Origin of the sequence: Streptomyces longispororuber, assembly GCF_014656095.1 — a bacterium.
Classification (GTDB): Bacteria; Actinomycetota; Actinomycetes; order Streptomycetales; family Streptomycetaceae; genus Streptomyces; species Streptomyces longispororuber.
On sequence record NZ_BNBT01000145.1, the window covers coordinates 1 to 22737 of the forward strand.

The 22737-nt window shown below is 71.3% G+C and carries 19 protein-coding genes and 1 riboswitch; of the genes, 9 read left to right on the top strand and 10 right to left on the bottom strand.

Going from position 1 to position 22737, the window contains the following annotated elements:
• Nucleotides 1–85: 85 nt before the first annotated feature.
• From IE330_RS31075 to IE330_RS31090, 4 genes are all read right to left on the bottom strand, one after another.
• On the bottom strand, nt 86–1579 hold the full coding sequence (locus IE330_RS31075; protein WP_190139505.1) for a glycoside hydrolase family 3 protein: 1494 nt from the start codon (nt 1577–1579) through the stop codon (nt 86–88).
• Between the two features lie 8 nt (nt 1580–1587).
• The gene (locus IE330_RS31080) at nt 1588–2418 is read right to left on the bottom strand and encodes a carbohydrate ABC transporter permease (protein ID WP_190139506.1); all 831 of its coding nucleotides are present in this window, start codon (nt 2416–2418) and stop codon (nt 1588–1590) included.
• Complete coding sequence (locus IE330_RS31085; RefSeq protein WP_190139507.1) at nt 2415–3395, bottom strand: carbohydrate ABC transporter permease; 981 nt, start codon at nt 3393–3395, stop codon at nt 2415–2417. The genes IE330_RS31080 and IE330_RS31085 overlap by 4 nt, the downstream gene beginning before the upstream one ends.
• A 106-nt stretch (nt 3396–3501) precedes the next feature.
• Nucleotides 3502–4776 carry an extracellular solute-binding protein gene (locus IE330_RS31090; RefSeq protein WP_190139508.1) on the bottom strand — a complete coding sequence of 425 codons (1275 nt, stop codon included), beginning with the start codon at nt 4774–4776 and terminating at the stop codon, nt 3502–3504.
• 413 nt (nt 4777–5189) lie between these two features.
• Between IE330_RS31090 and IE330_RS31095 the strand changes: the two genes are divergently transcribed.
• From IE330_RS31095 to IE330_RS31130, 8 genes are all read left to right on the top strand, one after another.
• Nucleotides 5190–6050, top strand: coding sequence for a GntR family transcriptional regulator (locus IE330_RS31095; protein WP_229926056.1), 861 nt, complete (start codon nt 5190–5192; stop codon nt 6048–6050).
• Between the two features lie 202 nt (nt 6051–6252).
• Nucleotides 6253–8397: a carbon starvation CstA family protein gene (locus IE330_RS31100; RefSeq protein WP_190139509.1), complete on the top strand. Its 2145-nt coding sequence runs from the start codon at nt 6253–6255 to the stop codon at nt 8395–8397.
• On the top strand, nt 8394–8594 hold the full coding sequence (locus tag IE330_RS31105; protein WP_190139510.1) for a YbdD/YjiX family protein: 201 nt from the start codon (nt 8394–8396) through the stop codon (nt 8592–8594). Before IE330_RS31100 ends, IE330_RS31105 begins: the two co-directional genes overlap by 4 nt.
• Nucleotides 8595–8885: 291 nt before the next feature.
• Nucleotides 8886–9173, top strand: a complete 288-nt coding sequence (locus IE330_RS31110) for a DUF3311 domain-containing protein (protein ID WP_190139511.1) — start codon at nt 8886–8888, stop codon at nt 9171–9173.
• The gene (mctP, locus tag IE330_RS31115) at nt 9170–10792 is read left to right on the top strand and encodes a monocarboxylate uptake permease MctP (RefSeq protein ID WP_190139512.1); all 1623 of its coding nucleotides are present in this window, start codon (nt 9170–9172) and stop codon (nt 10790–10792) included. The genes IE330_RS31110 and mctP overlap by 4 nt, the downstream gene beginning before the upstream one ends.
• A 62-nt stretch (nt 10793–10854) precedes the next feature.
• Nucleotides 10855–11544: a hypothetical protein gene (locus IE330_RS31120; RefSeq protein ID WP_190139513.1), complete on the top strand. Its 690-nt coding sequence runs from the start codon at nt 10855–10857 to the stop codon at nt 11542–11544.
• Between the two features lie 4 nt (nt 11545–11548).
• Nucleotides 11549–11670: riboswitch (cobalamin riboswitch) on the top strand.
• Between the two features lie 135 nt (nt 11671–11805).
• Nucleotides 11806–14220 carry a ribonucleoside-diphosphate reductase subunit alpha gene (locus tag IE330_RS31125; protein ID WP_190139514.1) on the top strand — a complete coding sequence of 805 codons (2415 nt, stop codon included), beginning with the start codon at nt 11806–11808 and terminating at the stop codon, nt 14218–14220.
• Nucleotides 14202–15260 carry a ribonucleotide-diphosphate reductase subunit beta gene (locus tag IE330_RS31130; RefSeq protein WP_373314768.1) on the top strand — a complete coding sequence of 353 codons (1059 nt, stop codon included), beginning with the start codon at nt 14202–14204 and terminating at the stop codon, nt 15258–15260. Before IE330_RS31125 ends, IE330_RS31130 begins: the two co-directional genes overlap by 19 nt.
• On the opposite strand, the gene IE330_RS31135 is transcribed toward IE330_RS31130, so the two are convergent.
• Nucleotides 15164–15403 (bottom strand): hypothetical protein, encoded by a 240-nt coding sequence (locus IE330_RS31135; RefSeq protein WP_190139516.1) that lies wholly within the window; start codon nt 15401–15403, stop codon nt 15164–15166. The genes IE330_RS31130 and IE330_RS31135 overlap by 97 nt on opposite strands.
• Nucleotides 15404–15496: 93 nt before the next feature.
• Here IE330_RS31135 and IE330_RS31140 point away from each other — a divergent pair, with 93 nt between their 5' ends.
• Nucleotides 15497–16468 (top strand): GlxA family transcriptional regulator, encoded by a 972-nt coding sequence (locus tag IE330_RS31140; RefSeq protein WP_190139517.1) that lies wholly within the window; start codon nt 15497–15499, stop codon nt 16466–16468.
• A gap of 18 nt (nt 16469–16486) precedes the next feature.
• Here the strand turns inward: IE330_RS31140 and IE330_RS31145 are convergent, their stop codons facing one another.
• The 5 genes from IE330_RS31145 to IE330_RS31165 form a co-directional block, all read right to left on the bottom strand.
• Nucleotides 16487–17866, bottom strand: a complete 1380-nt coding sequence (locus IE330_RS31145; RefSeq protein ID WP_190139518.1) for a bifunctional albaflavenone monooxygenase/terpene synthase — start codon at nt 17864–17866, stop codon at nt 16487–16489.
• Nucleotides 17863–18831 (bottom strand): terpene synthase family protein, encoded by a 969-nt coding sequence (locus IE330_RS31150; protein ID WP_229926057.1) that lies wholly within the window; start codon nt 18829–18831, stop codon nt 17863–17865. The genes IE330_RS31145 and IE330_RS31150 overlap by 4 nt, the downstream gene beginning before the upstream one ends.
• 573 nt (nt 18832–19404) lie before the next feature.
• Complete coding sequence (gene def / locus IE330_RS31155; protein ID WP_190139520.1) at nt 19405–20055, bottom strand: peptide deformylase; 651 nt, start codon at nt 20053–20055, stop codon at nt 19405–19407.
• A 186-nt stretch (nt 20056–20241) separates the two neighbouring features.
• Nucleotides 20242–21222, bottom strand: coding sequence for a tetratricopeptide repeat protein (locus IE330_RS31160; protein WP_190139521.1), 981 nt, complete (start codon nt 21220–21222; stop codon nt 20242–20244).
• Between the two features lie 282 nt (nt 21223–21504).
• Entirely contained in the window at nt 21505–22731 is a 1227-nt protein-coding gene (locus tag IE330_RS31165; protein WP_190139523.1) for an HD-GYP domain-containing protein, read from the bottom strand.
• Nucleotides 22732–22737: the final 6 nt, after the last annotated feature.

Genomic DNA, 22737 nt, shown 5'->3' on the forward strand with positions numbered 1-22737 from the left:
GGCGGCCCGGCGCCGTTGTGTCTCCGTACGGTCCGCACCCCCTGGGCCCGGGGCCGGACCCGGGCCCAGGGGGTGCGGTCGGGTGCTACGCCCCCGTGAGCACCTCCGCCGCCGCGATGCCGCAGACGCGGGCCGCGCCGTGGGTGGCGATGTGCAGGGCGCCCGTCGGCTTGGCCTGGGGGATGCCCATCTCGACCACGACGGTGTCGGGGCGGGCGGCGAGGAGGTGGTCGACGGCCGCAGCCATCCACGGGTGGCGGTGGGCGTCGCGGACCACCGCGACCACGCGCCGGTCGCCCGCCGCGGCCAGCGCCTCGGCGCCCGCGCCCTCGCCCGTGAAGGAGCCGGTGGCCGTACCGGGCAGGCGGCGGGTGAGTTCGGCGGCGACGCCCCAGGGGGTCTCGTCGCCGACGGCGATGTTGGCCAGCGGGGTGAAGGCGGCGACGTAGGGGGCGTCGGTCAGCGGGCCGGCGTAGATCTCGCCGTGGGTGACCGTCAGGGCGCGGCGGGCGGCGCGCAGTCCGACCTCGGGGTCGGGCACGCCCCCCGCACGACTGGCCGCGCCCGGCCCCGAGGTCCAGCGCGCCAGTGCCCGGACGCGGTCGGCCGCGTCGGCGAGCCGCTCCTCGGGCAGTTCGCCGGAGCGGACCGCCGCGACGAGCGCGTCGCGCAGCCGGACGACCGTCTCGTCGTCGCACAGGCCGCCGCCCACGCAGATGGCGTCGCAGCCGGCGGCGATCGCGAGGACGGTGCCGCGTTCGATGCCGTAGGTTCCGGAGATGGCGCGCATCTCGATGCCGTCGGTGACGATCAGGCCGTCGAAGCCCAGCTCGCCGCGGAGCAGGTCGGTGAGGATGCGGCGGGAGAGCGTCGCGGGCAGCTCCGGGTCGAGGGCCGGCACGCTGATGTGGGCGCTCATCACGGCCCGGGTGCCGGCGGCGATCGCGGCCCGGAAGGGCGCGAGCTCGCGGGCGCGCAGCACGGCGTCGTCGGCGTCGATGTGCGGCACGGCGTGGTGCGAGTCGACGGCGGTGTCGCCGTGGCCCGGGAAGTGCTTGGTGCAGGCGGCGACGCCGGAGGACTGCAAACCCTCGACGTACGCGGCGGTGTGCCGGGCCACCAGGTCCGGGTCGGAGCCGAAGGAGCGGACGCCGATGACCGGGTTGTCGGGGTCGGAGTTGACGTCGGCGGACGGTGCCCAGTTGAAGGTGACGCCCGCCGCGGCGAGGCGGCGGCCCAGTTCGGCGGCGACGTCGCGGGTGAGCGCGGGGTCGTCGACCGCGCCGAGGGCGTGGTTGCCGGGGAAGGAGGAGCCGGTGCGCACCTCCAGGCGGGTGACGTCACCGCTCTCCTCGTCGATGGCGACGACGAGGTCCTCGCGCTCGGCGCGGAGCTGGGCGGTGAGGGCGGCCACCTGCTCGGGCGTCCGTACGTTGCGGCCGAACAGGCCCACGGCGCCGAGGCCCTCGCCGATGCGGCGCAGCAGCCAGTCGGGGGCGGTGGTCCCGGCGAAGCCGGGCTGCAGGACGGTCAGGGCGTCGCGCGTGAGGGTGTCGGGCGCGGTGGTCGTAGAGCTCATGGGTGTGCTTATCCCTTCACGGCACCGTCGGTGAGGCCGGCGACGGCGCGGCGCTGGAGGAAGACGAAGAGCAGCAGGATCGGGATGGCGAAGATCGAGGACGCGGCCATGGTGGCGCCCCAGTCGTCGCCGTAGACGGTCTGGAAGCTCGGCAGCCACGCGGGGAGGGTCTTGGCTTCGGCGTCCTTGTTGAGCAGCAGGGCGATCGGGAACTCGTTCCAGGCGGTGATGAAGCCGAAGAGCGAGGTGGACATCAGGCCGGGGGCCAGCAGCGGCAGGATGACGCGGCGGAAGGCCTGCATACGGGTGCAGCCGTCGACCATCGCCGACTCCTCCAGCTCCCTGGGCACGGCGGCGACGAAGCCGCGCAGCGTGAGGATCGTGAAGGGCAGGACCATCACCATGTAGAAGAGCGTCAGCGGGACGAGGCTGTTCAGCATCTCCGCGTCGCGCACGATCATGTAGATCGAGATGACCATGACTTCCCAGGGCGCCATCTGGGCCAGCATGAAGCCGATGATGAAGCCCCGGCGGCCCTTGAACCGCATGCGGGCGAGCGCGAAGGCCGAGAAGAGGCCGAGGACGAGGGAGAAGACGACCGCGAGCACGGTGACGGTCACGGAGTTGATGACCATCTGCCCGAAGTGGTCGGCGTCGACGGCCGTCTTGAAGTGCTCAAAGGTGAAGTTGAACGGGATCCAGACCGGGTCCTCACTGATGATGTCGCCGGTCGGTTTGAAGGCCGTGGCGAACATCCAGTAGACGGGGAAGACGAAGCCGATGAAGAGGATGACGGCGATGACGTTGGGCCAGACGCGGCCGAACCAGGAGCGCTTCACGCGTCCTCCTCTTGCTTGAGCACGATGCGCAGGTGGTACGCGGTCAGGAAGAGCATGATGATGATGGTCAGCATGGCGATGGCGGAGCCCATGCCGTAGTGCTGGTTGCCCGAGCCCTCGATGTAGGCGTAGACGGGCAGGATCTCGGTGAGCCGGTCCGGGCCGCCCTTGTTGATCGCGTAGACCTGGGCGAGGGCCTTGAAGACCCAGATGACCTCGAGGAAGGTCGTGGCGTACAGGAAGGGCCGCAGGAACGGCAGGGTCACCGAGGTGAACTGCTTCCAGGCACCGGCGCCGTCGAGCGAGGCGGCCTCGTAGAGCTCCTTGGGGATGGTCGTGGTGGCGGCGTACAGGTTGATCGCCACGAAGGGGATCGACTGCCACACGATCAGCGTGATGATGACGAAGAAGGTGGAGTACTGGCCGCCGAACCAGTCGTAGTCGGCCATGGAGCTGAAGCCGATCTTCGCGAGCACCCAGTTGACGACGCCGTAGCGCTGGGCGAACAGCCACTGGTAGACGGTGGTGCCGGCGATGACGGGCATGGCCCAGGCGAGGACGAGGCCGAAGAGGAGCAGCCGCCGCATCTTGCTGCCGAGCTTGGCGAGCAGCAGTCCGATCAGGGTGCCGAGCACCATGATGAGGACGACGTTGATGGCGGTGAAGACGATCGACCGCCCGGTGACGCGCCAGAAGTCCTCGCTCTTGAGGACCTCCTTGTAGTTGTCGATGCCGTTCCACTCGGTGAGGTGCAGGATGACCTGCCTCATGTTGAGGTTCTGGAACGACAGGATCCCGTTGTTCACCAGCGGCCAGCCCAGGAACACCAGGGTGGCCACGAGCGCGGGAAGCAGCAGCAGATAGGGGGCGAGGGCCCCGGCTCTGGCGCGGGGCGTGCGCGGGGCCCCGTTGCGCCCGCCGCCCGACTTCACTACCTCCGGCGGGCCGGAGGGCGGCCGTTCGGTCTGTACGGTCATGCTCGCCATCTCTCTCATCGGCACGTCACACAGGAATGCGCCGGGGGCGGCGAGGCGGGGGCCGCGGGCACGACCCTGTTGTCACCGCCCCCGGCGGGGCGCTTCCTTACTGCTTCTGCGACAGGCGCTTGTTGAACTCGCCCTCGACCTTCTTGGCGGCGTCGGCGGGCGAGTCGCCGTTCATGACCGCGGTCAGGTAGCCCTTGATCGGGTTGGGCTCGTTCTCGACGGCGGCCCACTCCGGGATCAGCGGGGTGATGCCACCGCCGGAGGCGGCCGGGGCCGCGGCCTCGGCGGCGGCGTTGCCCTTGAGGTTGGACTCCAGGGCCTTCTTGTTCGGGATCACGCCGCTTTCCTTGGCGAGCTGGCCCTCGAACTTGTCCGACAGCGCGATCTTCAGGAACTCCTTGGCGAGCTCCTGCTTCTTGCTGGTCGCGGCGACGGCGAGGTTGGAGCCGCCGAGGAAGACGCCCTCGGGCTTGTCGGCCGTGGGGCCGGGGATCGTGAAGTAGCCGATGTCCTTCTCGATCTTCTTGTTGGCCTTGACGGCCGTGGCGGCTTCCCAGCTCATGCCGATGAACGCGCCGGTCTTGCCCTTGGCGAAGACCTCGGCCTGCTGCGGGGTGGCCTCGTCCTTGTTCTTCGGCGCCTTGGAGAGGGCCTGGAACTTCTTGTACGTCTCCGCGGCCTTGGCGACCTTCGGGTCGTCCAGGTTGGAGACGTACTTGTCGCCGTCCTTCTTGACCAGTTCGCCGCCCTCGCCGATGACGAGGCCCACGAAGTGGTACCAGTTCTGGCCCGGCAGGTAGATCGGCTCCGCGTCGGTCTTCTGGCCGATCTTCTTCAGGGCGGCGTAGAACTCGTCGCGGGTCTTGGGCGTCTTCTTGATGCCCGCGTCGGCCCAGACCTTCTTGTTGTAGAGCACGACGCGGTTCAGCACGAACCACGGGGCGGCGTACTGCTTGCCGTCGACGACCGTGGACTTGTTGATGGACTCGGTCCAGTCGGAGCCGACCGACTCCTTGAGGTCGCTGAGGTCCGCGAGGCCACCGGACTTGGCGTAGGCAGCCGTCTGGGTGTTGCCGATCTCGAAGACGTCCGGCGGGTTCTCCTCGGAGAGGGCGGCGGTCAGCTTCTGCTGGATGCCGTTCCACTGCTGTACTTCGAGCTTCAGCTTGGCGCCGGTCTTCTTTTCGAACTCGGCCTTGACGTCCTTGGTCCACTGGTCCGGCGTCGACCCGTCCATGGCCCAGAGCGTCAGCGTCTCGCCCTTGAAGCCGTCCGCCCCGGACTTCTTCTTGTCGTCGCCGTCGTCACCACAGGCCGCGATCGAAACCAACATGCCCGCGACACCGATCGCCGCTATGAGCTTGCGCTTCACGTCATCCTCCTTTGGATGCCAGCCAACCCCCCACCCGCAGCGACCAAGAGGACCGAAAGTCGAAAGTACTGCCCGTGGGACTGGACCTGGTCTTTAATGGTGTAGACCAGTACGGGGGAGCTTGGCCTAGACCTTTTGGGGTGTCAAGGGTGTATAAGAAGGGCAGTCGGCTCCGTTATCGGACCGACACCTGAGCGGCACGGCTCTCCCCTCACGGCTTCGCCCGAACAGGGGTGACCCCCCTGGCCCGGACCGTGCCACGATGTGAGCCGCGACAGACGGAGGAGCCGGTGACGGCAGCAGCACAGGAGCCGGTGGAGGCAGCACAGGAGCCGGTGACGGCAGCAGCACAGGAGCCGGTGGAGGCAGCGCGGGTACCGGTGGGAGCGGCACAGGAGCCGGAGAGGCGGAGCATGGGCACAGAGGCGGGCAGCACCCGGGCCGAGGCGGTCACCGCGGCGACGGCAGCTCCGGCCGCCCCCGCGGCGGCGACACCTCCGGCCACCACCGCCACCGCGCCCGTGACGGGCGACGGCTCGGGCCCCGGCAAGTCCGTGCGCCCGGCCCGCGTACCCAAGTACTACCGCCTGAAGCGGCACTTGCTCGACATGACCGAGACGCTGCCGCCGGGCACCCCCGTCCCGCCCGAGCGCACGCTCGCCGCCGAGTTCGACACCTCTCGTACGACGGTCCGCCAGGCCCTCCAGGAGCTCGTCGTCGAGGGGCGCCTGGAGCGCATCCAGGGCAAGGGCACGTTCGTGGCCAAGCCGAAGGTGTCGCAGGCCCTGCAACTGACCTCGTACACCGAGGACATGAAGGCCCAGGGCCTGGAGCCGACCTCACAGCTCCTGGACATCGGGTACATCACCGCCGACGACACCCTGGCCGGGCTGCTCGACATCACCGCCGGCGGCCGCGTGCTGCGCATCGAGCGGCTGCGGCTGGCCAGCGGCGAGCCGATGGCCATCGAGACCACGCACCTGTCGGCCAAGCGCTTCCCCGCGCTCCGGCGCTCGCTGGTGAAGTACACCTCCCTGTACACGGCGCTCGCCGAGGTCTACGACGTCCACCTCGCCGAGGCCGAGGAGACCATCGAGACGTCCCTGGCCACGCCGCGCGAGGCGGGGCTGCTCGGCACCGACGTGGGCCTGCCGATGCTGATGCTGTCGCGGCACTCGCTGGACGGCACCGGGCAGCCGGTGGAGTGGGTGCGCTCGGTGTACCGGGGCGACCGGTACAAGTTCGTGGCCCGGCTCAAGCGGCCGCAGGACTGAGCCTTACGCGCACCGGGCCTTCGCCCGCCGGGACGCGCAGGGCCGGGCTGCCTCGGGCCAGGGACCACGGGGCCGGGCCTTCACGAGCGAGGACGCGCGGTGCCGGGCGGCGCCGCGCGGTTCGCGGTGTCCGCCCCGTAGCGCAGATCACTTCCCCTGGCCTACCGTCCTCCCGTCACCGCAGACAACGGGAGGACGGTCCGTGCGCGCAGCGAATCCGAAGACCATCGCCCTGTGGACGCTCGTCGCGCTGGTCGGCGCCGCGGGCTGGACCGTGCTCGCGCTCTCCCGGGACGAGGAGGTGTCCGCCGCCTGGATGGTGGCCGCCGCCCTCGGCTCGTACGCCATCGCCTACCGCTTCTACGCGAAGTTCATCGCGTACAAGGTGCTGCGCGTCGACAAGCGCCGGGCCACGCCGGCCGAGCGGCTCGACAACGGCATCGACTACCACCCGACCGACCGGCGGGTCCTGCTCGGCCACCACTTCGCGGCGATCGCGGGTGCCGGACCGCTGGTCGGGCCCGTGCTCGCCGCCCAGATGGGGTACCTGCCGGGCACGATCTGGATCATCGCGGGGGTGATCTTTGCGGGCGCCGTGCAGGACATGGTGGTCCTGTTCTTCTCCACCCGCCGGGACGGCAAGTCGCTCGGGCAGATGGCGCGGGAGGAGATCGGCCCGTTCGGCGGGACCGCGGCGCTGCTCGCCACCTTCGCCATCATGATCATCCTGCTCGCGGTGCTCGCCCTGGTCGTCGTGAACGCCCTCGCCGAGTCGCCGTGGGGCACCTTCTCGATCGCGATGACGATCCCCATCGCCCTGTTCATGGGGTTCTACCTGCGCGTCCTGCGCCCCGGCCGGGTCAGCGAGGTCTCGCTGATCGGCATCGCGCTGCTGCTGTTCGCCCTCGTCGGCGGCCGCTGGGTGGCGGAGTCCTCCTGGGCCGAGGCGTTCACGCTGGCGCCCTCCACCCTCGTCATCTGGCTGGTGGCGTACGGGTTCGTGGCCTCGATCCTGCCGGTGTGGATGCTGCTCGCGCCGCGCGACTACCTGTCCACGTTCATGAAGATCGGCACGATCGTGCTGCTCGCGCTCGGCGTGGTCGTCACCCTGCCGACGCTGAAGATGGACGCGGTGACGGACTTCGCCTCGCGCGGCGACGGCCCGGTCTTCGCGGGTTCGCTGTTCCCGTTCGTGTTCATCACGATCGCGTGCGGCGCCCTGTCCGGGTTCCACGCCCTGATCTCCTCCGGTACGACGCCGAAGATGATCCAGAAGGAGACGCAGGTCCGGATGATCGGCTACGGCTCCATGCTGATGGAGTCGTCCGTGGCGATCATGGCCATGGTGGCCGCGAGCATCATCGACCCGGGCCTGTACTTCGCGATGAACGCGCCCGCGGGCGTAGTCGGCGACACCGTCCAGGAGGCCTCGCGGGCCGTCGCGAACTTCGGCTACACCATCTCCCCGGACGACCTGGCGCGGGCCGCCAAGGACGTCGAGGAGAGCTCGCTGCTCTCCCGCACCGGCGGCGCGCCCACGCTCGCGATCGGCGTCTCGGAGATCTTCTCCAAGGTCACCGGGGACTCGATGCGCGCGTTCTGGTACCACTTCGCGATCATGTTCGAGGCGCTGTTCATCCTCACCGCGCTCGACGCGGGCACGCGCGTGGGCCGGTTCATGCTCCAGGACATGCTCGGCAACGTCCACAAGCCGTTCAGGGACGTGAGCTGGAAGCCCGGCCTGATCCTGACCAGCGCCGCCGTGACCGGCCTGTGGGGCTACTTCCTCTGGGTCGGCGTGCACGAGCCGCTCGGCGGCATCAACCAGCTCTTCCCGATCTTCGGCATCGCGAACCAGCTCCTGGCGGCCGTCGCGCTGGCCGTGTGCACCACGCTCCTGGTGAAGTCCGGCCGCCTCAAGTGGGCGTGGATCACGGGGGTTCCGCTCGTCTGGGACGCCACGGTGACGCTCACCGCGAGCTGGCAGAAGGTGTTCTCCAGCGACCCGCGCGTGGGCTTCTTCAAGCAGCGCTCGATCTACCAGGACGCCATCGACGAGGGCAAGGTGCTGCCGCCCGCCAAGTCGATGGACGACATGCACACCGTCGTCACCAACTCCACGGTGGACGGCGTCCTGTCCGCCGTCCTCGCGCTCCTCGTCGTGGTCGTGCTCGCCGACGCGACCCGCGTGTGCGTCCGCCACATCCGCGACCCGCTGTCCTCGCGCCTGAGCGAGGCCCCGTTCGTGGAGTCGAGGACCGCGGCGCCCGCCGGCCTCTTCGCCACCCCGGAGGAGAAGGCGGAGCTCGCGGCGGCGCGCGAGCGGCACCCTGCGGACGCGTCATGACCGGGCTGTTGCGCCGGGCGCTGCGCGGAGTGCGGTGGTACGTACGGGAGTTGACGGACGAGTCCGCCTACGACCGGTACGTGGCGCATGTGCGCAAGGAGCACCCGGCGGCGGCCGTGCCGTCCCGGCGCGCCTTCGAGCGGATGCGGACGGACCGTCAGGACACGGACCCGCGGCAGGGTTTCCGCTGCTGCTGAGCCGGTGCCGCTGCCCGGGCCGCGCCCGGTGCCGTGCCGCTGCCCTGCGGCCGCCGGTGCCGATGGCGATGCCGCTTCCGCTGCCGACAGCGCTGCCGCTTCCGCCGCCGCCGAGACGCTGTCGTGGCACCGCCCCAGCACGCCCGAGCCGTGGCGTGCCGCCGTCGGGCCGCCGCTGAGCTGCCCCTTCGTGGCCCGTCCGTTATACGGACAGGGGTTCCGCCGACCGAGACCGTCGCTTAGATTTCCCGCACGTTGACCACGGGACGAGTGAGCGAACGGAGCCGCGGTATGCCAGACGCGCGTGAAGTGCCGGTTGGGCCGGAAGTGAGACAGCCGGTGGTGACACCGGTCCGCGTGGTCGTCGCCCTCTGCCTCGTGGCGCCGTTCGTGGCCATGCTCTGGGTGAGCTCCTACGCGAAGGCCGACCCGGCCTTCATCGGCATCCCCTTCTTCTACTGGTACCAGATGCTGTGGGTGCTGATATCGACCGCGCTCACGATGATCGCGTACACGCTGTTCCAGCGTGAGCAGCGGGCCCGCAAGGCCGCCCGCGCCGAGGGGGGTGCGCGGTCGTGAACGACGGCGTGAACGGCGTCGCGCTCGGCGTCTTCGTCTTCTTCTTCCTCGCGGTCACGGTCATGGGCTTCCTGGCCGCCCGCTGGCGCAAGGCCGAGAACGAGCACAGCCTGGACGAATGGGGCCTCGGCGGGCGGTCGTTCGGCACCTGGGTGACGTGGTTCCTGCTCGGCGGCGACCTCTACACCGCGTACACCTTCGTGGCCGTGCCCGCGGCGATCTACGCCGCCGGCGCCGCCGGCTTCTTCGCGGTGCCCTACACGATCCTCGTCTACCCGCTGATCTTCACCTTCCTGCCACGCCTGTGGTCGGTCTCCCACAAGCACGGGTACGTGACCACGTCCGACTTCGTGCGCGGGCGGTTCGGCTCCAAGGGGCTCTCCCTCGCGGTGGCCGTGACCGGCATCCTCGCCACGATGCCGTACATCGCGCTGCAACTGGTCGGCATCCAGGCCGTCCTGGACGTGATGGGCGTCGGCGGCGGCGAGGACACCAACTGGTTCGTCAAGGACCTGCCGCTGCTGATCGCCTTCGGCGTGCTGGCCGCGTACACGTACTCCTCGGGGCTGCGGGCCCCGGCGCTGATCGCGTTCGTGAAGGACACGCTGATCTACATCGTCATCGTGGTCGCCATCATCTACATCCCGATCAAGCTGGGCGGCTTCGACGACATCTTCCACGCGGCGAACGAGAAGTTCTCCGCCACGAACGAGGCCACCGGCAAGCCCGTCGGCGCGCTGGTGCCCGGCGACGCGGGGACCTGGACGTACGCCACGCTGGCGCTCGGCTCGGCGCTGGCGCTGTTCATGTACCCGCACTCGATCACCGCGACGCTGTCCTCGCGCAGCCGTGACGTGATCCGCCGCAACACCACCATCCTGCCGCTGTACTCGCTGATGCTGGGGTTGCTCGCGCTGCTCGGGTTCATGGCGATCGCGGCCGGGGTGAAGGTGCAGAACGGGCAGCTCGCGATCCCGCAGCTCTTCGAGGACATGTTCCCCGACTGGTTCACGGGCGTCGCCTTCGCGGCCATCGGCATCGGGGCGCTGGTGCCCGCCGCCATCATGTCCATCGCTGCCGCGAACCTCTTCACGCGCAACATCTACAAGGACTTCATCAAGCCCGACGCGACGCCCGAGCAGGAGACCAAGGTCTCCAAGCTGGTCTCGCTCCTGGTGAAGGTCGGCGCGCTCGTCTTCGTCCTCGGCATGGACAAGACCGTGGCCATCAACTTCCAGCTCCTGGGCGGCATCTGGATCCTGCAGACCATGCCCGCGCTGGTCGGCGGCCTGTTCACGCGGTGGTTCCACCGGTGGGCACTGCTCGCCGGGTGGGCGGTCGGCATGGCGTACGGGACGATCGCGGCGTACGGGGTCGCCTCGCCGACGCAGAAGCACTTCGGCGGGTCCTCCGACGAGATCCCGGGGATCGGCGAGATCGGCTACATCGGCCTGACGGCGTTCGTGCTGAACGTGGTGGTCACGGTGGTCCTCACCGTCGTCCTGAAGGCGCTCAAGGCGCCCGAGGGCGTCGACGAGACCTCCCCGGGCGACTACACGGCGGACGCGGGCGACAAGGGCGTCTCCGTCGAACTGCCCAAGGTGGGGGCGGGCCACTGAGGCCGTGACGACGTAGGGCCGGGCGCGGGCGGCACGCGGCGGGGGTGCGCGAGGATGTGCGCATGACACGCCACCGCCTCCTGCTCCCGGCCCTGCTGCTGCTCGCGCCCCTCGCCCTGACCGGCTGCGGCTCGGAGAAGTCCGAGGAGGACGGCGGCGCGGGCGGCGCGCCGCCGCCCGGCCGCGCCGAGCTGGAGGCGCGCGCCCGGGCCGCGCAGACCCGCGTCGAGCACGTGTACGTGACGGAGATCGACGGGTACCGGGCGGCGCGGCAGTCCGCGGGCGTGCTCAACGAGGACGGCTTCCAAGTGACGTACGTGAAGCAGGACGGCGGGCAGCAGATCGCGCTGCACGTCGACCGGGGCACCCTCGACGAGGGCACCTGCCGCACCGTGCACCCGCCCGCCAAGAGCTGCGAGAAGGACGGCGAGGCCTGGTACCGCGTCACCGGCTCCCGCCACGAGTACGCCCGCGCGGAGAACGGCCTGCGCATCCAGGTCGCCGCCGACCGCGCCGCCGTGGGCCGTGCCGTGCTGCGCGCCGCCGCCGAGCGCGGCGACCTGCCGTCGCACGGGGACGGGGCGCCGCAGGACCCGCCCGGAGCGGGCGGCGGACCCGGCGCGGGGGGCCGCGCCAGGCGGCCGACCAGAGGGCGGGGCACCGGGCAACCCGGGCCCCGCCCCGCGCATTTCGTGAGGTCTGCGTCACCCTCCGACACAACATCTAGGGGTGCCACCGGCGCCCGGCACTAGATGTATGCTCGTGCTCGCTGTCGCCGCAGGGGAATCCGGTGGAAGTCCGGAACTGTCCCGCAACGGTGTACGTGTGCGCATTTGCGTACCCGCAGTCCGAGGACCTGCCGACAGCGCGCCCGTGCCGCCCGGCCCGGGCGCCCGACGTCCGGGCCTCGTGGAATGGGCTGGTGGACACGGCGTACGTCACCGCTGCGCGCGGTCGCGTCCGCGTGCCCTCGCCCGCCGCAAGGCCCCGAGCCGAGCGAGGGAGAGCACCACGTGACCATCGCGCCCGCCGAGCCCGCGTCAGCGCAGGCCGAAGCCGGTCAGCAGCCCGCCGAGCAGTCCGCGCCGTCCGACGGCCCCGGCACCGCCCTGCTGCGCACCCTGACCGACCTCACCGCCGACCTCCCCGACGCCGACCCCGGCCGCGTCGCCGCCGCCGCGCTGCGCGGCCGTTCGGCGAAGGCCGATGAGGCGGAGCTGCGGGAGCTGGCCACCGAGGCGGCCGCGGGGCTCATCTCCGAGGACCCCGCCTACTCCCGGCTCGCCGCCCGGCTCCTGACCATCGGCATCCGCGAGGAGGCCGCCTCCCAGGGCGCCACGTCGTACTCCGCGTCGGTCGCGGTCGGCCACCGCGAGGGCCTGATCGCCGACCGCACCGCCGCGTTCACGCAGCAGCACGCCGCCCGCCTGGACGCGCTCGTGGAGGCCGCGCTCGCCGACGGCGCCGACCACCGCTTCGGCTACTTCGGCCTGCGCACGCTGTACAGCCGCTACCTGCTGCGCCACCCGATCACCCGCAAGGTCATCGAGACGCCCCAGCACTTCATGCTGCGCGTGGCGGCCGGCCTCGCCGAGGACGACAGCGAGCGCGCGCTCGACGAGGTCGCCGCGCTGTACGGCCTGATGAGCCGGCTCGACTACCTGCCGTCCTCGCCGACGCTGTTCAACTCCGGCACCCGCCACCCGCAGATGTCGAGCTGCTACCTGCTCGACTCGCCGCTCGACGAGCTGGACTCGATCTACGACCGCTACCACCAGGTCGCGCGGCTCTCCAAGCACGCCGGCGGCATCGGCCTTTCGTACTCCCGCATCCGCTCGCGCGGGTCGCTGATCCGCGGCACCAACGGCCACTCCAACGGCATCGTGCCGTTCCTGAAGACCCTCGACGCCTCCGTCGCCGCGGTCAACCAGGGCGGCCGCCGCAAGGGCGCCGCCGCCGTCTACCTGGAGACCTGGCACTCCGACATCGAGGAGTTCCTGGAGCTGCGGGACAACACCGGCGAGGACGCCCGGCGCACCCACAACCTGAACCTGGCGCACTGGATCCCGGACGAGTTCATGCGCCGCGTGGCCGCCGACCAGGACTGGTCGCTGTTCTCCCCCGCCGACGTGCCCGACCTTGTCGACCTGTGGGGCGAGGAGTTCGACGCGGCGTACCGCGCGGCCGAGGCCAAGGGGCTCGCGCGCAAGACCATGCCCGCGCGTGAGCTGTACGGCCGCATGATGCGCACCCTGGCGCAGACCGGCAACGGCTGGATGACCTTCAAGGACACCGCCAACCGCACCGCCAACCAGACCGCCGAGCCCGGCCACACCGTGCACTCCTCCAACCTGTGCACGGAGATCCTGGAGGTCACGGACGACGGCGAGACGGCCGTCTGCAACCTCGGCTCGGTGAACCTCGGCGCGTTCGTCGACACCGCCGCCGGCGACATCGACTGGGAGCGCCTGGACGCCACCGTCCGCACGGCGGTGACGTTCCTCGACCGCGTCGTCGACATCAACTTCTACCCGACCGAGCAGGCCGAGCGCTCCAACAGCAAGTGGCGCCCGGTGGGCCTCGGCGCCATGGGCCTGCAGGACGTCTTCTTCCAGTTGCGCCTGCCCTTCGACTCCGCCGAGGCCAAGGCGCTGTCCACGCGGATCGCCGAGCGGATCATGCTCGCCGCGTACGAGGCGTCGGCGGACCTCGCCGAGCGCCACGGCCCGCTGCCCGCCTGGGAGAAGACCCGCACCGCGCGCGGCGTCCTGCACCCCGACCACTACGCGACCCAGCGGGCCTGGCCGGAGCGCTGGGAGGCGCTGCGGGCGCGCATCGCCGAGGTCGGCATGCGCAACTCGCTGCTCCTCGCGATCGCCCCGACCGCCACCATCGCGTCCATCGCGGGCGTCTACGAGTGCATCGAGCCGCAGGTCTCCAACCTCTTCAAGCGCGAGACGCTGTCCGGTGAGTTCCTCCAGGTCAACTCCTACCTGGTGCAGGACCTCAAGGAGCTCGGCGTGTGGGACGCCCAGACGCGCGAGGCGCTGCGCGAGGCCAACGGCTCGGTGCAGGGCTTCACCTGGGTGCCCGAGGACGTGCGGAAGCTGTACCGCACGGCCTGGGAGATCCCGCAGCGCGGCCTCATCGACATGGCCGCCGCCCGCACCCCGTACCTCGACCAGGCGCAGTCCCTGAACCTGTTCCTGGAGACGCCGACCATCGGCAAGCTCTCCTCGATGTACGCCTACGCCTGGCAGCAGGGCCTGAAGACCACGTACTACCTGCGCTCGCGTCCCGCGACGCGCATCGCCCGCGCCGCCGGCTCCACCGCCGCCGCGGCCGCCCCCGTCCCCCAGCAGGCCACCGACCCCGAGGCGGTCGCCTGCTCCCTGGAAAACCCCGAGTCCTGCGAGGCCTGCCAGTGACGTCCCAGTCCGCCCAGCACACCGCCGTCGCCGGTGGCGAGAAGAACCTGCTCGACCCGGGCTTCGAGCTGACGCTCCGCCCGATGCGCTACCCGGACTTCTACGAGCGCTACCGCGACGCCATCAAGAACACCTGGACCGTCGAGGAGGTCGACCTCCACTCGGACGTGGCCGACCTGGCCAAGCTGACGCCCGAGGAGCAGCACCTGATCGGCCGCCTGGTCGCGTTCTTCGCGACCGGCGACTCGATCGTGGCGAACAACCTGGTGCTGACCCTGTACAAGCACATCAACTCCCCCGAGGCGCGGCTCTACCTGAGCCGGCAGCTCTTCGAGGAGGCCGTGCACGTCCAGTTCTACCTGACGCTGCTCGACACCTACCTGCCCGACCCGGAGGACCGCGCCGCCGCCTTCGCGGCCGTGGAGAACATCCCCTCCATCCGGGAGAAGGCCGAGTTCTGCTTCCGGTGGATGGACTCGGTGGAGAAGCTGGACCGCCTGGAGTCCCGGGCCGACCGCCGCCGCTTCCTGCTGAACCTGATCTGCTTCGCGGCGTGCATCGAGGGCCTGTTCTTCTACGGCGCCTTCGCGTACGTGTACTGGTTCCGCAGCCGCGGCCTGCTGCACGGCCTCGCCACGGGCACCAACTGGGTGTTCCGTGACGAGACCATGCACATGAGCTTCGCCTTCGACGTGGTCGACACCGTCCGCAAGGAGGAGCCGGACCTGTTCGACGACGCGCTCCAGCAGCAGGTCACGGACATGCTCAGGGAGGCGGTCGAGGCGGAGCTGCAGTTCGCCCGCGACCTGTGCGGCGACGGCCTGCCCGGCATGAACACCGAGTCGATGCGCCAGTACCTGGAGTGCGTCGCCGACCAGCGCCTCCAGCGGCTCGGCTTCGCGCCGGTGTACGGCTCCGAGAACCCCTTCTCGTTCATGGAGCTTCAGGGCGTGCAGGAGCTGACCAACTTCTTCGAGCGGCGGCCGTCCGCGTACCAGGTCGCCGTGGAGGGCTCGGTCTCCTTCGACGACGAGTTCTGAGCCCGCGGGCCCGGTCCCCGCTCGGCTTCCCGCAACTGCCGGTCGATCCGGCGGTCGTGGGCGTGGCCGAGCAGGGACGGCAGGGCCATGAGCAGGAGGACCCCGAGGACGGCCAGCGTGTCGAGTGCGTCATGTGTGTTCATGACATCCACTGTCGCGCGGGCCGTCCTCCGACGTGAGTGGCAGAACTGACGCAGCCCCTCGATTTCCTGCCAGCCACGCGGCACACTGGCCGCATGCTGCGCAACGTCGCCGCCGTCCTGCTCGACGGCGTCCACCCCTTCGAACTCGGCGTCGTCTGCGAGGTGTTCGGCCTCGACCGGAGCGACGAGGACCTGCCCGTGTACGACTTCGCCGTCGTCTCGGCCGAGGGGCCCACGCTCACCACCCACGCCGGGTTCACCGTCACCACGCCGTACGGCCTCGACCGGCTCGACGAGGCCGACCTCGTCGCCGTCCCGGCGGGCCAGAGCTACGTCGAACGGCAGTACCCGCCCGCGCTGCTCGACGCGCTGCGGCGCGCGGTGGACCGCGGCGCCCGGGTGCTCAGCGTCTGCTCGGGCGTCTTCGTGCTCGGCGCGGCCGGGCTGCTCGACGGGCGCCGCTGCGCCGTGCACTGGAAGCACGCGGAGGCGCTGGCCCGGCGCCACCCGCGGGCCGTCATCGAGCCGGACGTGCTGTACGTCGACGAGGGCCCGGTGATCACCTCGGCGGGCACGGCCGCCGGCATCGACGCCTGCCTCCATCTGGTGCGCAAGGAGCACGGCCCGGAGGTCGCCAACGCCCTGGCGCGCCGCATGGTCGTACCGCCGCACCGCGACGGCGGCCAGGCCCAGTACATCGAGCGGCCGCTGCCGCGCAGCCGCTGCGACACCGTCGGCGAGGTCCTGGCCTGGATGGAGCGCCACCTGGAGCAGGAGCTGACCGTGGACCAGCTCGCCGCCCGCGCCCATATGTCGCCGCGCACCTTCGCCCGCCGCTTCCAGCAGGAGACCGGCACCACGCCCTACCGCTGGCTGCTGCGCCAGCGCCTGCTGCGCGCGCAGGAGTTGCTGGAGGCCACGGACGAGACGGTGGACTACGTGGCGTGGCGGTCGGGGTTCGGCACCGCGGCCGCGCTGCGCCACCAGTTCGTCCGCGCCCTGGGGACCACCCCGCACGCGTACCGGCGTACGTTCCGCGGGCCCGGCGTCGGCGACGCCGCCTGACGCCGGGCCCGTCCCGGCTCAGCGCCGGTCGGCCCGCAGGACCAGTCTGCGCGGGTGCAGCGTGATGCCGACCTTGGTGCGCGTGTCGGTCCACTCCACCGGGGACAGCCGCCACTTCGGGGCGACGGTCGCCAGGATGAGGGTGAGTTCCGCCAGGCTGAAATGATCGCCCGGGCACTTACGGTTGCCGACGCTGAACGGCATCATGGCGAACTCCGGTACGTCCGCCGCGCGCTCCGGATTCCACCGGTCCGGGTCGAACTCGAGATGCCGCTCGAAGGAACGCGGATCGCGCTGCATCGCGTACACGCTGTACACGATGTCCGCGTCGGCGGGAATGCGATAGCCGCCGAGGGTGGTCTCCACCACGGACCGCCGGGTGAAAATCCAGGCGGCCGGCCGGATACGCATCGCCTCCGTCACGACATTGCGGGTGTGCCGCAGCTCCGTGAGATCGGCGAAGGCGACGGGCCGCCCCCGCGTCACCTGATTTACCTCTTCAACCAACCGCCTTTCGTGCTCGGGGTGTTCGGTGAGCAGATGGAAGGTCCACGCCAGTGTCGAGGCGACATTCTCGGCGCCCGCCACGACGAGCGAGACGACGTGGTCGTGGATCTCCTGATCCGTCAGCGGCTGCCCCGATTCGTCGCGCGCGCCGAGCAATACGGCCAGCAAGTCCTCCTCCGTGCCGTCGCCGCACCGGCGGCGCTCGGCGACGATCTCGTCGACGAGCGCGTGCAGGTCCGCGAGCGCGCGCTCGAAGCGCCGGTTGGCGGGCGTCGGCACCCGGTACAGCGGCCCCACGGAGAGCACCATGCGCCGGTACAGGCCCTCGAAGACGGTGTGCAGCGAGTCGCTGATGCGGTCCGCCTTCTCGCCGATCGAGTCGACCTCCAGGAGGGAGCGGGAGACGACGCGCACGGCGGTGCGGAACATCTCCGCGCTCACGTCCACCGTCTCGCCGTCCCGCCAGCGCCCCGCCGTCGCCTGCGCCTCCTCGGCCATCACCCGGGCGTAGTCGGCGATGCGCTCGGGCCGGAACGCGGGCTGCATCATCCGCCGCTGGCGCCGGTGCAGCGGGCCGTTGCTGGTCGCCACGCCCTTGCCGAGCAACACCTCCAGGGTGTCCCAGAGCGGCCCGCCGACGATGTAGTCCGGGCTCTTCAGCAGGGCCCCGGCGAGCTGCGGGGCGCACACCGCGTACGCGGTCCGGGGCCCGAGCCTGATCCGGACGAGGTCCCCGTGGTCGCGCAGGGCGGCGAGGAAGCCCAGCGGGTCGCGGACCAGGTTCCAGGCGTGGCCGAGAAGCGGCGCCCCGCCGGGGACCAGGGGAGGTGTATCCGGCCGCGTCCGGCCGGCCGGGGCGGGGGCGGCGGACGCCGCGGATCCGGCGCTCATTCCTGGCCTCCCACCGATTCCGGGACGGTTTCCCCGCATTCCGGGACGTCGGGCCCCGGGGCGTCGGACACATACGGCGGCAAGGACTGGTCGTCCCAGTTCTCGACGCGATATCTACCGGATTCGTGGTGGAACCAGTACACGGAACTGAACCAGTTCCGCATGTTGAAGACACAGGATTGCAGGGCGGCACTCACTTTCCGCCCCTCGGCACTGCCGTCGAGCAGTGCGTCCGCGATCCCGAGCACTTCCGGCTCCACCGCGAGGAAATCGGTGACGCATTCGCTGACGCGCCGGTGGACCTCCCGTACGGCCTCCTGGACGGAAAGCCCCTCGTGGTGGATGAGCGAGATGCCGAGGTTGTGCACCTCGTCCCCCGCCAATTCCTTCGGCAGGGAGCACAGGTCGTTGTACCAGGCGGAGAAATCCTGGGTGGCGAGTGCCGCCGCCCGATAGGCGGGGTGTTTCCGTACCGCGTCGGGGAGTTCGTACCGGGCGGTGGGTTCGAGCAGGTCGATCCAGATCCAGTGCGCGAAGGTCAGCCGGCGCAGCTCGACGTAGGCCTCGACGCTCGGCACCGTGCCGGTGCGGCGGTTGCCGAACTCGTGGTCGTAGGCGTCGATCACCGGGTGGAAGTGGCGCGCGAAGCGCGCGTTCCACCGCGGCCCCAGGTGCGCGAACAGCCGCAGGACACAGTCGGCGAAACCCGCGACCAGAGGGTCCTTGTGGTGCCGCTGCGCCCATGGGTCCTGGAGCGTCTCGTGCAGTCCCGCGCACAGCCGCCGCCACCCCGCGGCCCTGCCGTGCACGGCGTCCCGGTCGTGCCGGTCGTCCCAGCCGAAGAACCAGGAGCTCAGGTCGGCGACGGCGGAGAGCAGGCTCTCCGGCGCCCCGATGTAGTAGCCCGCCACCAGGTCCGTGTAGCAAAGGCTGTCGGCATATGCCGCGACCTTGTCGGGGGGCATGATGCGCTTTTCCAGGAGCCACGCCCGGGAGGTTTCCTGAAGCTTTGGCCAATACGGATGCAGATACCGGGGAAACTCCGTCTCCACCACCGGAAGGGCCAGTGCGGGTGGCACCGATACCCGCTGACGGACAGGGGGCTGGAGCGACTCGTCCGGCTTGCGCCGTTGCCTCGGGACTCGTTCCGCCGCATATGCCGGAACGCGTGCCGAGGCGCCTGTCGTCCAGTCCGACTGGGAAGTGCTGTGTGAGGAAGCAGGCACGAACAAACCCCTCTCGACCGCGCTGAGGACACACGCCCCACTTGCCGTGCCGGGCGCGCGCCGTTGCGTATCCCCGCGCTTTCCATTCAGCACTACAAGTGACCGTTCAGGGAACACATTTGCGCCATTCACTACCCCACGGTGCCGAGAACATCCCCTTACGTGACCGAATCTGGATCAGCAGCGGCTGATCGTGGACCAGTCCTGTCCGGTTCTGAGCGGGTACGGCAACGGCCCCTGGTCAACCGGGTGTTTCCCGACCAGGGGCCGCTGCGGTCACGCGCGCACCGCGCGTCTCAGCCGTGCCGTACGTCAGTCATTCGGTACCACGGGGTAGCGCGGCGTGCCCTCCGCCATCTGCCGCAGCGCGTCCTTGCGCTCCCGCTTGGAGAGGCGGTCGATGTACAGGTAGCCGTACAGGTGGTCCGTCTCGTGCTGGAGGCAGCGGGCGAAGTAGCCCGTGCCGCGCACCTTGATGGGGTTGCCCTTCTGGTCCTGGCCGGTGACGACCGCGTAGTCGGGCCGGGCCAGCGGCGCGTACGCCGTCGGCACGGACAGGCAGCCCTCGCCGGAGTCGTCCAGGCGGCGCTGCTCGGCGGGCAGCTCCTGCAGGACCGGGTTGCAGACGACGCCCACGTGGCGCACGCCCTCGTCGTCCTGGCAGTCGTACACGAACACCTTCAGGTCGACGCCGACCTGGTTCGCGGCCACGCCCACGCCCTGGGCGACGCGCTGGGTCGCGAACATGTCGTCGATCAGCTTCGCGAGCTCGTCGTCGAAGGCCGTGACGTCCTTGCACTCCTTGTGCAGCACCGGATTGCCGACGACCGTGATGGGGCGGGACGTGCCGCGCTCGCGGTAGGCCGTCTCCCGCGCCTCGCAGTCCTCGGTGTCGATGACGAACCCCTCGTCGTCGACCGGGAGCACCCCGTCCGCGTAACTCTGCTCAGTATCCTGCGCCATGTCCGCCGTATGCCTTCTTCCTGGGAACGTGCACTGCCCGTACAGGGTACGACCCGCTCCCCACGCCGGCATCGCGCAACCGGACGCCGGACACCCGACGACGACGCAGAAGAATCAGCCCGTCCGGCGCTTGAGGACAAGCCGCGCAGCGGCGGTAACACCCCGCCCAGAGCCCAGGGGCTAGGCCTAGCAAACCTCTTCCAGGTCCCGCCAGTCCCGGGAGTCCGGGCTGTCCGCGACCCAGCCGTCGAGGAGGCCGCGGACCAGGCCCGCCGGGGCCGCGATGCCGCACTCGCGCTCGGGCACCCACAGGGCGCCGGGGCTGCGGTGGCCGAGCGGCCCGGGGTGCCCGGGCTCGCTGTGGTCGTGCGGGTCCAGGTGCTCCCCGTCGCCCTCGTCGCTCGGCATGCGGGACTCGGAGCACATCCGGCACAGCAGCCGCACCGACGACGACCAGTCCTCGGCCGCGAAGCCCGCGTCGGCGGCGAGCTTCTCCAGGGCGTCCCGGTCCTCCTCGGTCGCGGCCTCCAACAGGACGACCCAGGTCGGCACGGGCGAGGGCGCCCACAGCTCGATCTCGTCGAAGACGGGGTACGCGTGCCCGGCGGCCGTCGTCCGCTCCCCGTGCGGGACGCCGTCGTGCAGCACGACCTCGCCCCAGCGGCGCCCGGAGGAGGGCAGCGGGATGGACAGCACCTCGATGCGGGCCGGGTCCAGCCTGCGGCCCCAGACGACCTCCGCCTCGCCCTCCGGCGAGAGCCGCACGGCCGCGCTGCCCAGGTCCATGCCCGTGGGCTCACCGGTCGCGGCGACCCCACCGGGCACCCGCAGGCCGTACGCCTGCCAGGCCCGGCGCGCCAGCGGCCAGTCCTGCAGGGCCGTCGCGGCGATGCCCACGTTCCACCAGTCCGGGGCGCCCGTGGAGCGGTCGAGCAGCGCCACGGCCCGCAGCCCGGCGGCCCGGGCCTGCTCCCAGTCGTGCCGGAACTTGTGCAGCAGCGCCAGGTTGAACCAGGACTCGGACAGCCAGGGTTCGAGGTCGGCGGCGCGCGTCAGGAGCGCGCCCGCGTCCTCGTAGCGGCCGTCGCCGATGAGCGTGAACGCTCTGTCGGTGGCCTGCCGCCACGAGGCGGAGGGCCGGTGCCGTCCCTTGCCGAAGATCCTCACGATTCCCGCCTGCCAGCTCTTGTCGGGGGGTGTACCCACTGCCTGTCGGGGGGGGGTGACCCGCCGCCGCGCTCCCGCGCGGCCCACCTTTTTACAGGTTCCTTCGCATCCAACCACGTACGGTCGGACGGCCGCTCATTACCCATGGGTTACCCCGTGGGGCCCGGGGTAAGACGGCCCGGCCACGAGCCCGCGCGGGACGCCCCGGGCCTGCCGCTTCCCGGGCCGGAGGACGGTACCGAACCCCCGATCGTGTAGGGGGTCGCCCCCGTCTTCGTCCCTTCAGCCCTTCGGGCGTGCCCGAGGGGCGGGCCCGTCGGCTCCCGCGAGCACCCGGGCCAGGGCCTCCACGACCTCCGGCTGGTACGCCCGGCCGGTGGCGAGGCGCAGCCGCTCCAGGGCCGCCAGGGGGCCTTGGGGACCTTGTTCCCGGGCCATCTCGTCGTACGCGTTGACGGTGCGCACGATACGGGCGGTGAGCGGCTGCTCACGGTACGGGTCGGCCTGGCGCTCCACGACGACGGCCACCCCGGCGGCGACCCCGGTCTGCCGGACGACGGCGCCGCCGAGCAGGGCGATGCGCCGCTGCTCGGCCTCGGGGAGCGACGCGGTGGCGCCCGCGGGCACGGGGTCGACGAGGGAGAGCTGGCCGATGTCGTGCATCAGCGCCGCGTGCTCCAGGACGGTCAGGTCGGCCCCGGAGAGCCCCAGCTCGCGCCCCACGGCCCGGCTGAGGTCCGCGACCCGGCGGGCGTGCCCGGCCGGGGTGTACCCGGCGATCTCGGTGGCGCGGGCGAGGGAGGCGATGGTCTGGCGGTAGGTGGCGCGCACGGCGGCGTAGCGGCGGACGGCCAGTTGGGTGAGCAGCAGCGGGCCGCTGACCACGGGCAGCGCCCACAGCCCCGCCACGGCGACCGCGAGCGCCATCACGGCCCCGGTCGCGCAGACAGCCGAGCCGATGCCGGGCACGCGCCGCAGCTCCTCCCGCAGCAGCGGCCCGAACGGCCACCGCGTACGGGCGTGCGCCAGGGCGGCGGCGAGCACGGCGTCGCACAGCGCGGTCAGGGCGAGCAGCGCCACGACGGCGACGGCGTACCAGGAGCCGTAGCCCACCCAGCGCCCCAAGGCGCCGGAGTTGTACAGGGGTTGGAAGCACACGGCGGCGAAGGCGACGGTCAGGACGCGGCGGGCGAGGGCGTCGGCCGACGGCCCCCGGCCGTGCGCGACGTGCGGCACGGTCCCGACGAGCATCGCCGCCACGACGACGGCGACGACCTGGAGCACGCCGTGGTGCGTCGGCCGGCCGCCGCTCTCGCCGAGCAGCGCGTACGCGAGGGCGCCCGCGGCCCCCAGCGGCGCGGGCTCCCGCTCACCGCCGCTGTCCCAGCGGGCCAGCTCGCCGCCGGCGATGAGCACCCCGAAGGCGAGGGCGGTCGCGGGCTCCTCGACCCCGTTCCAGAGCGTGGCGCCGAGGACGGCCAGCGCGACCAGCGGCGCGGCGCAGCGGATCGCGCC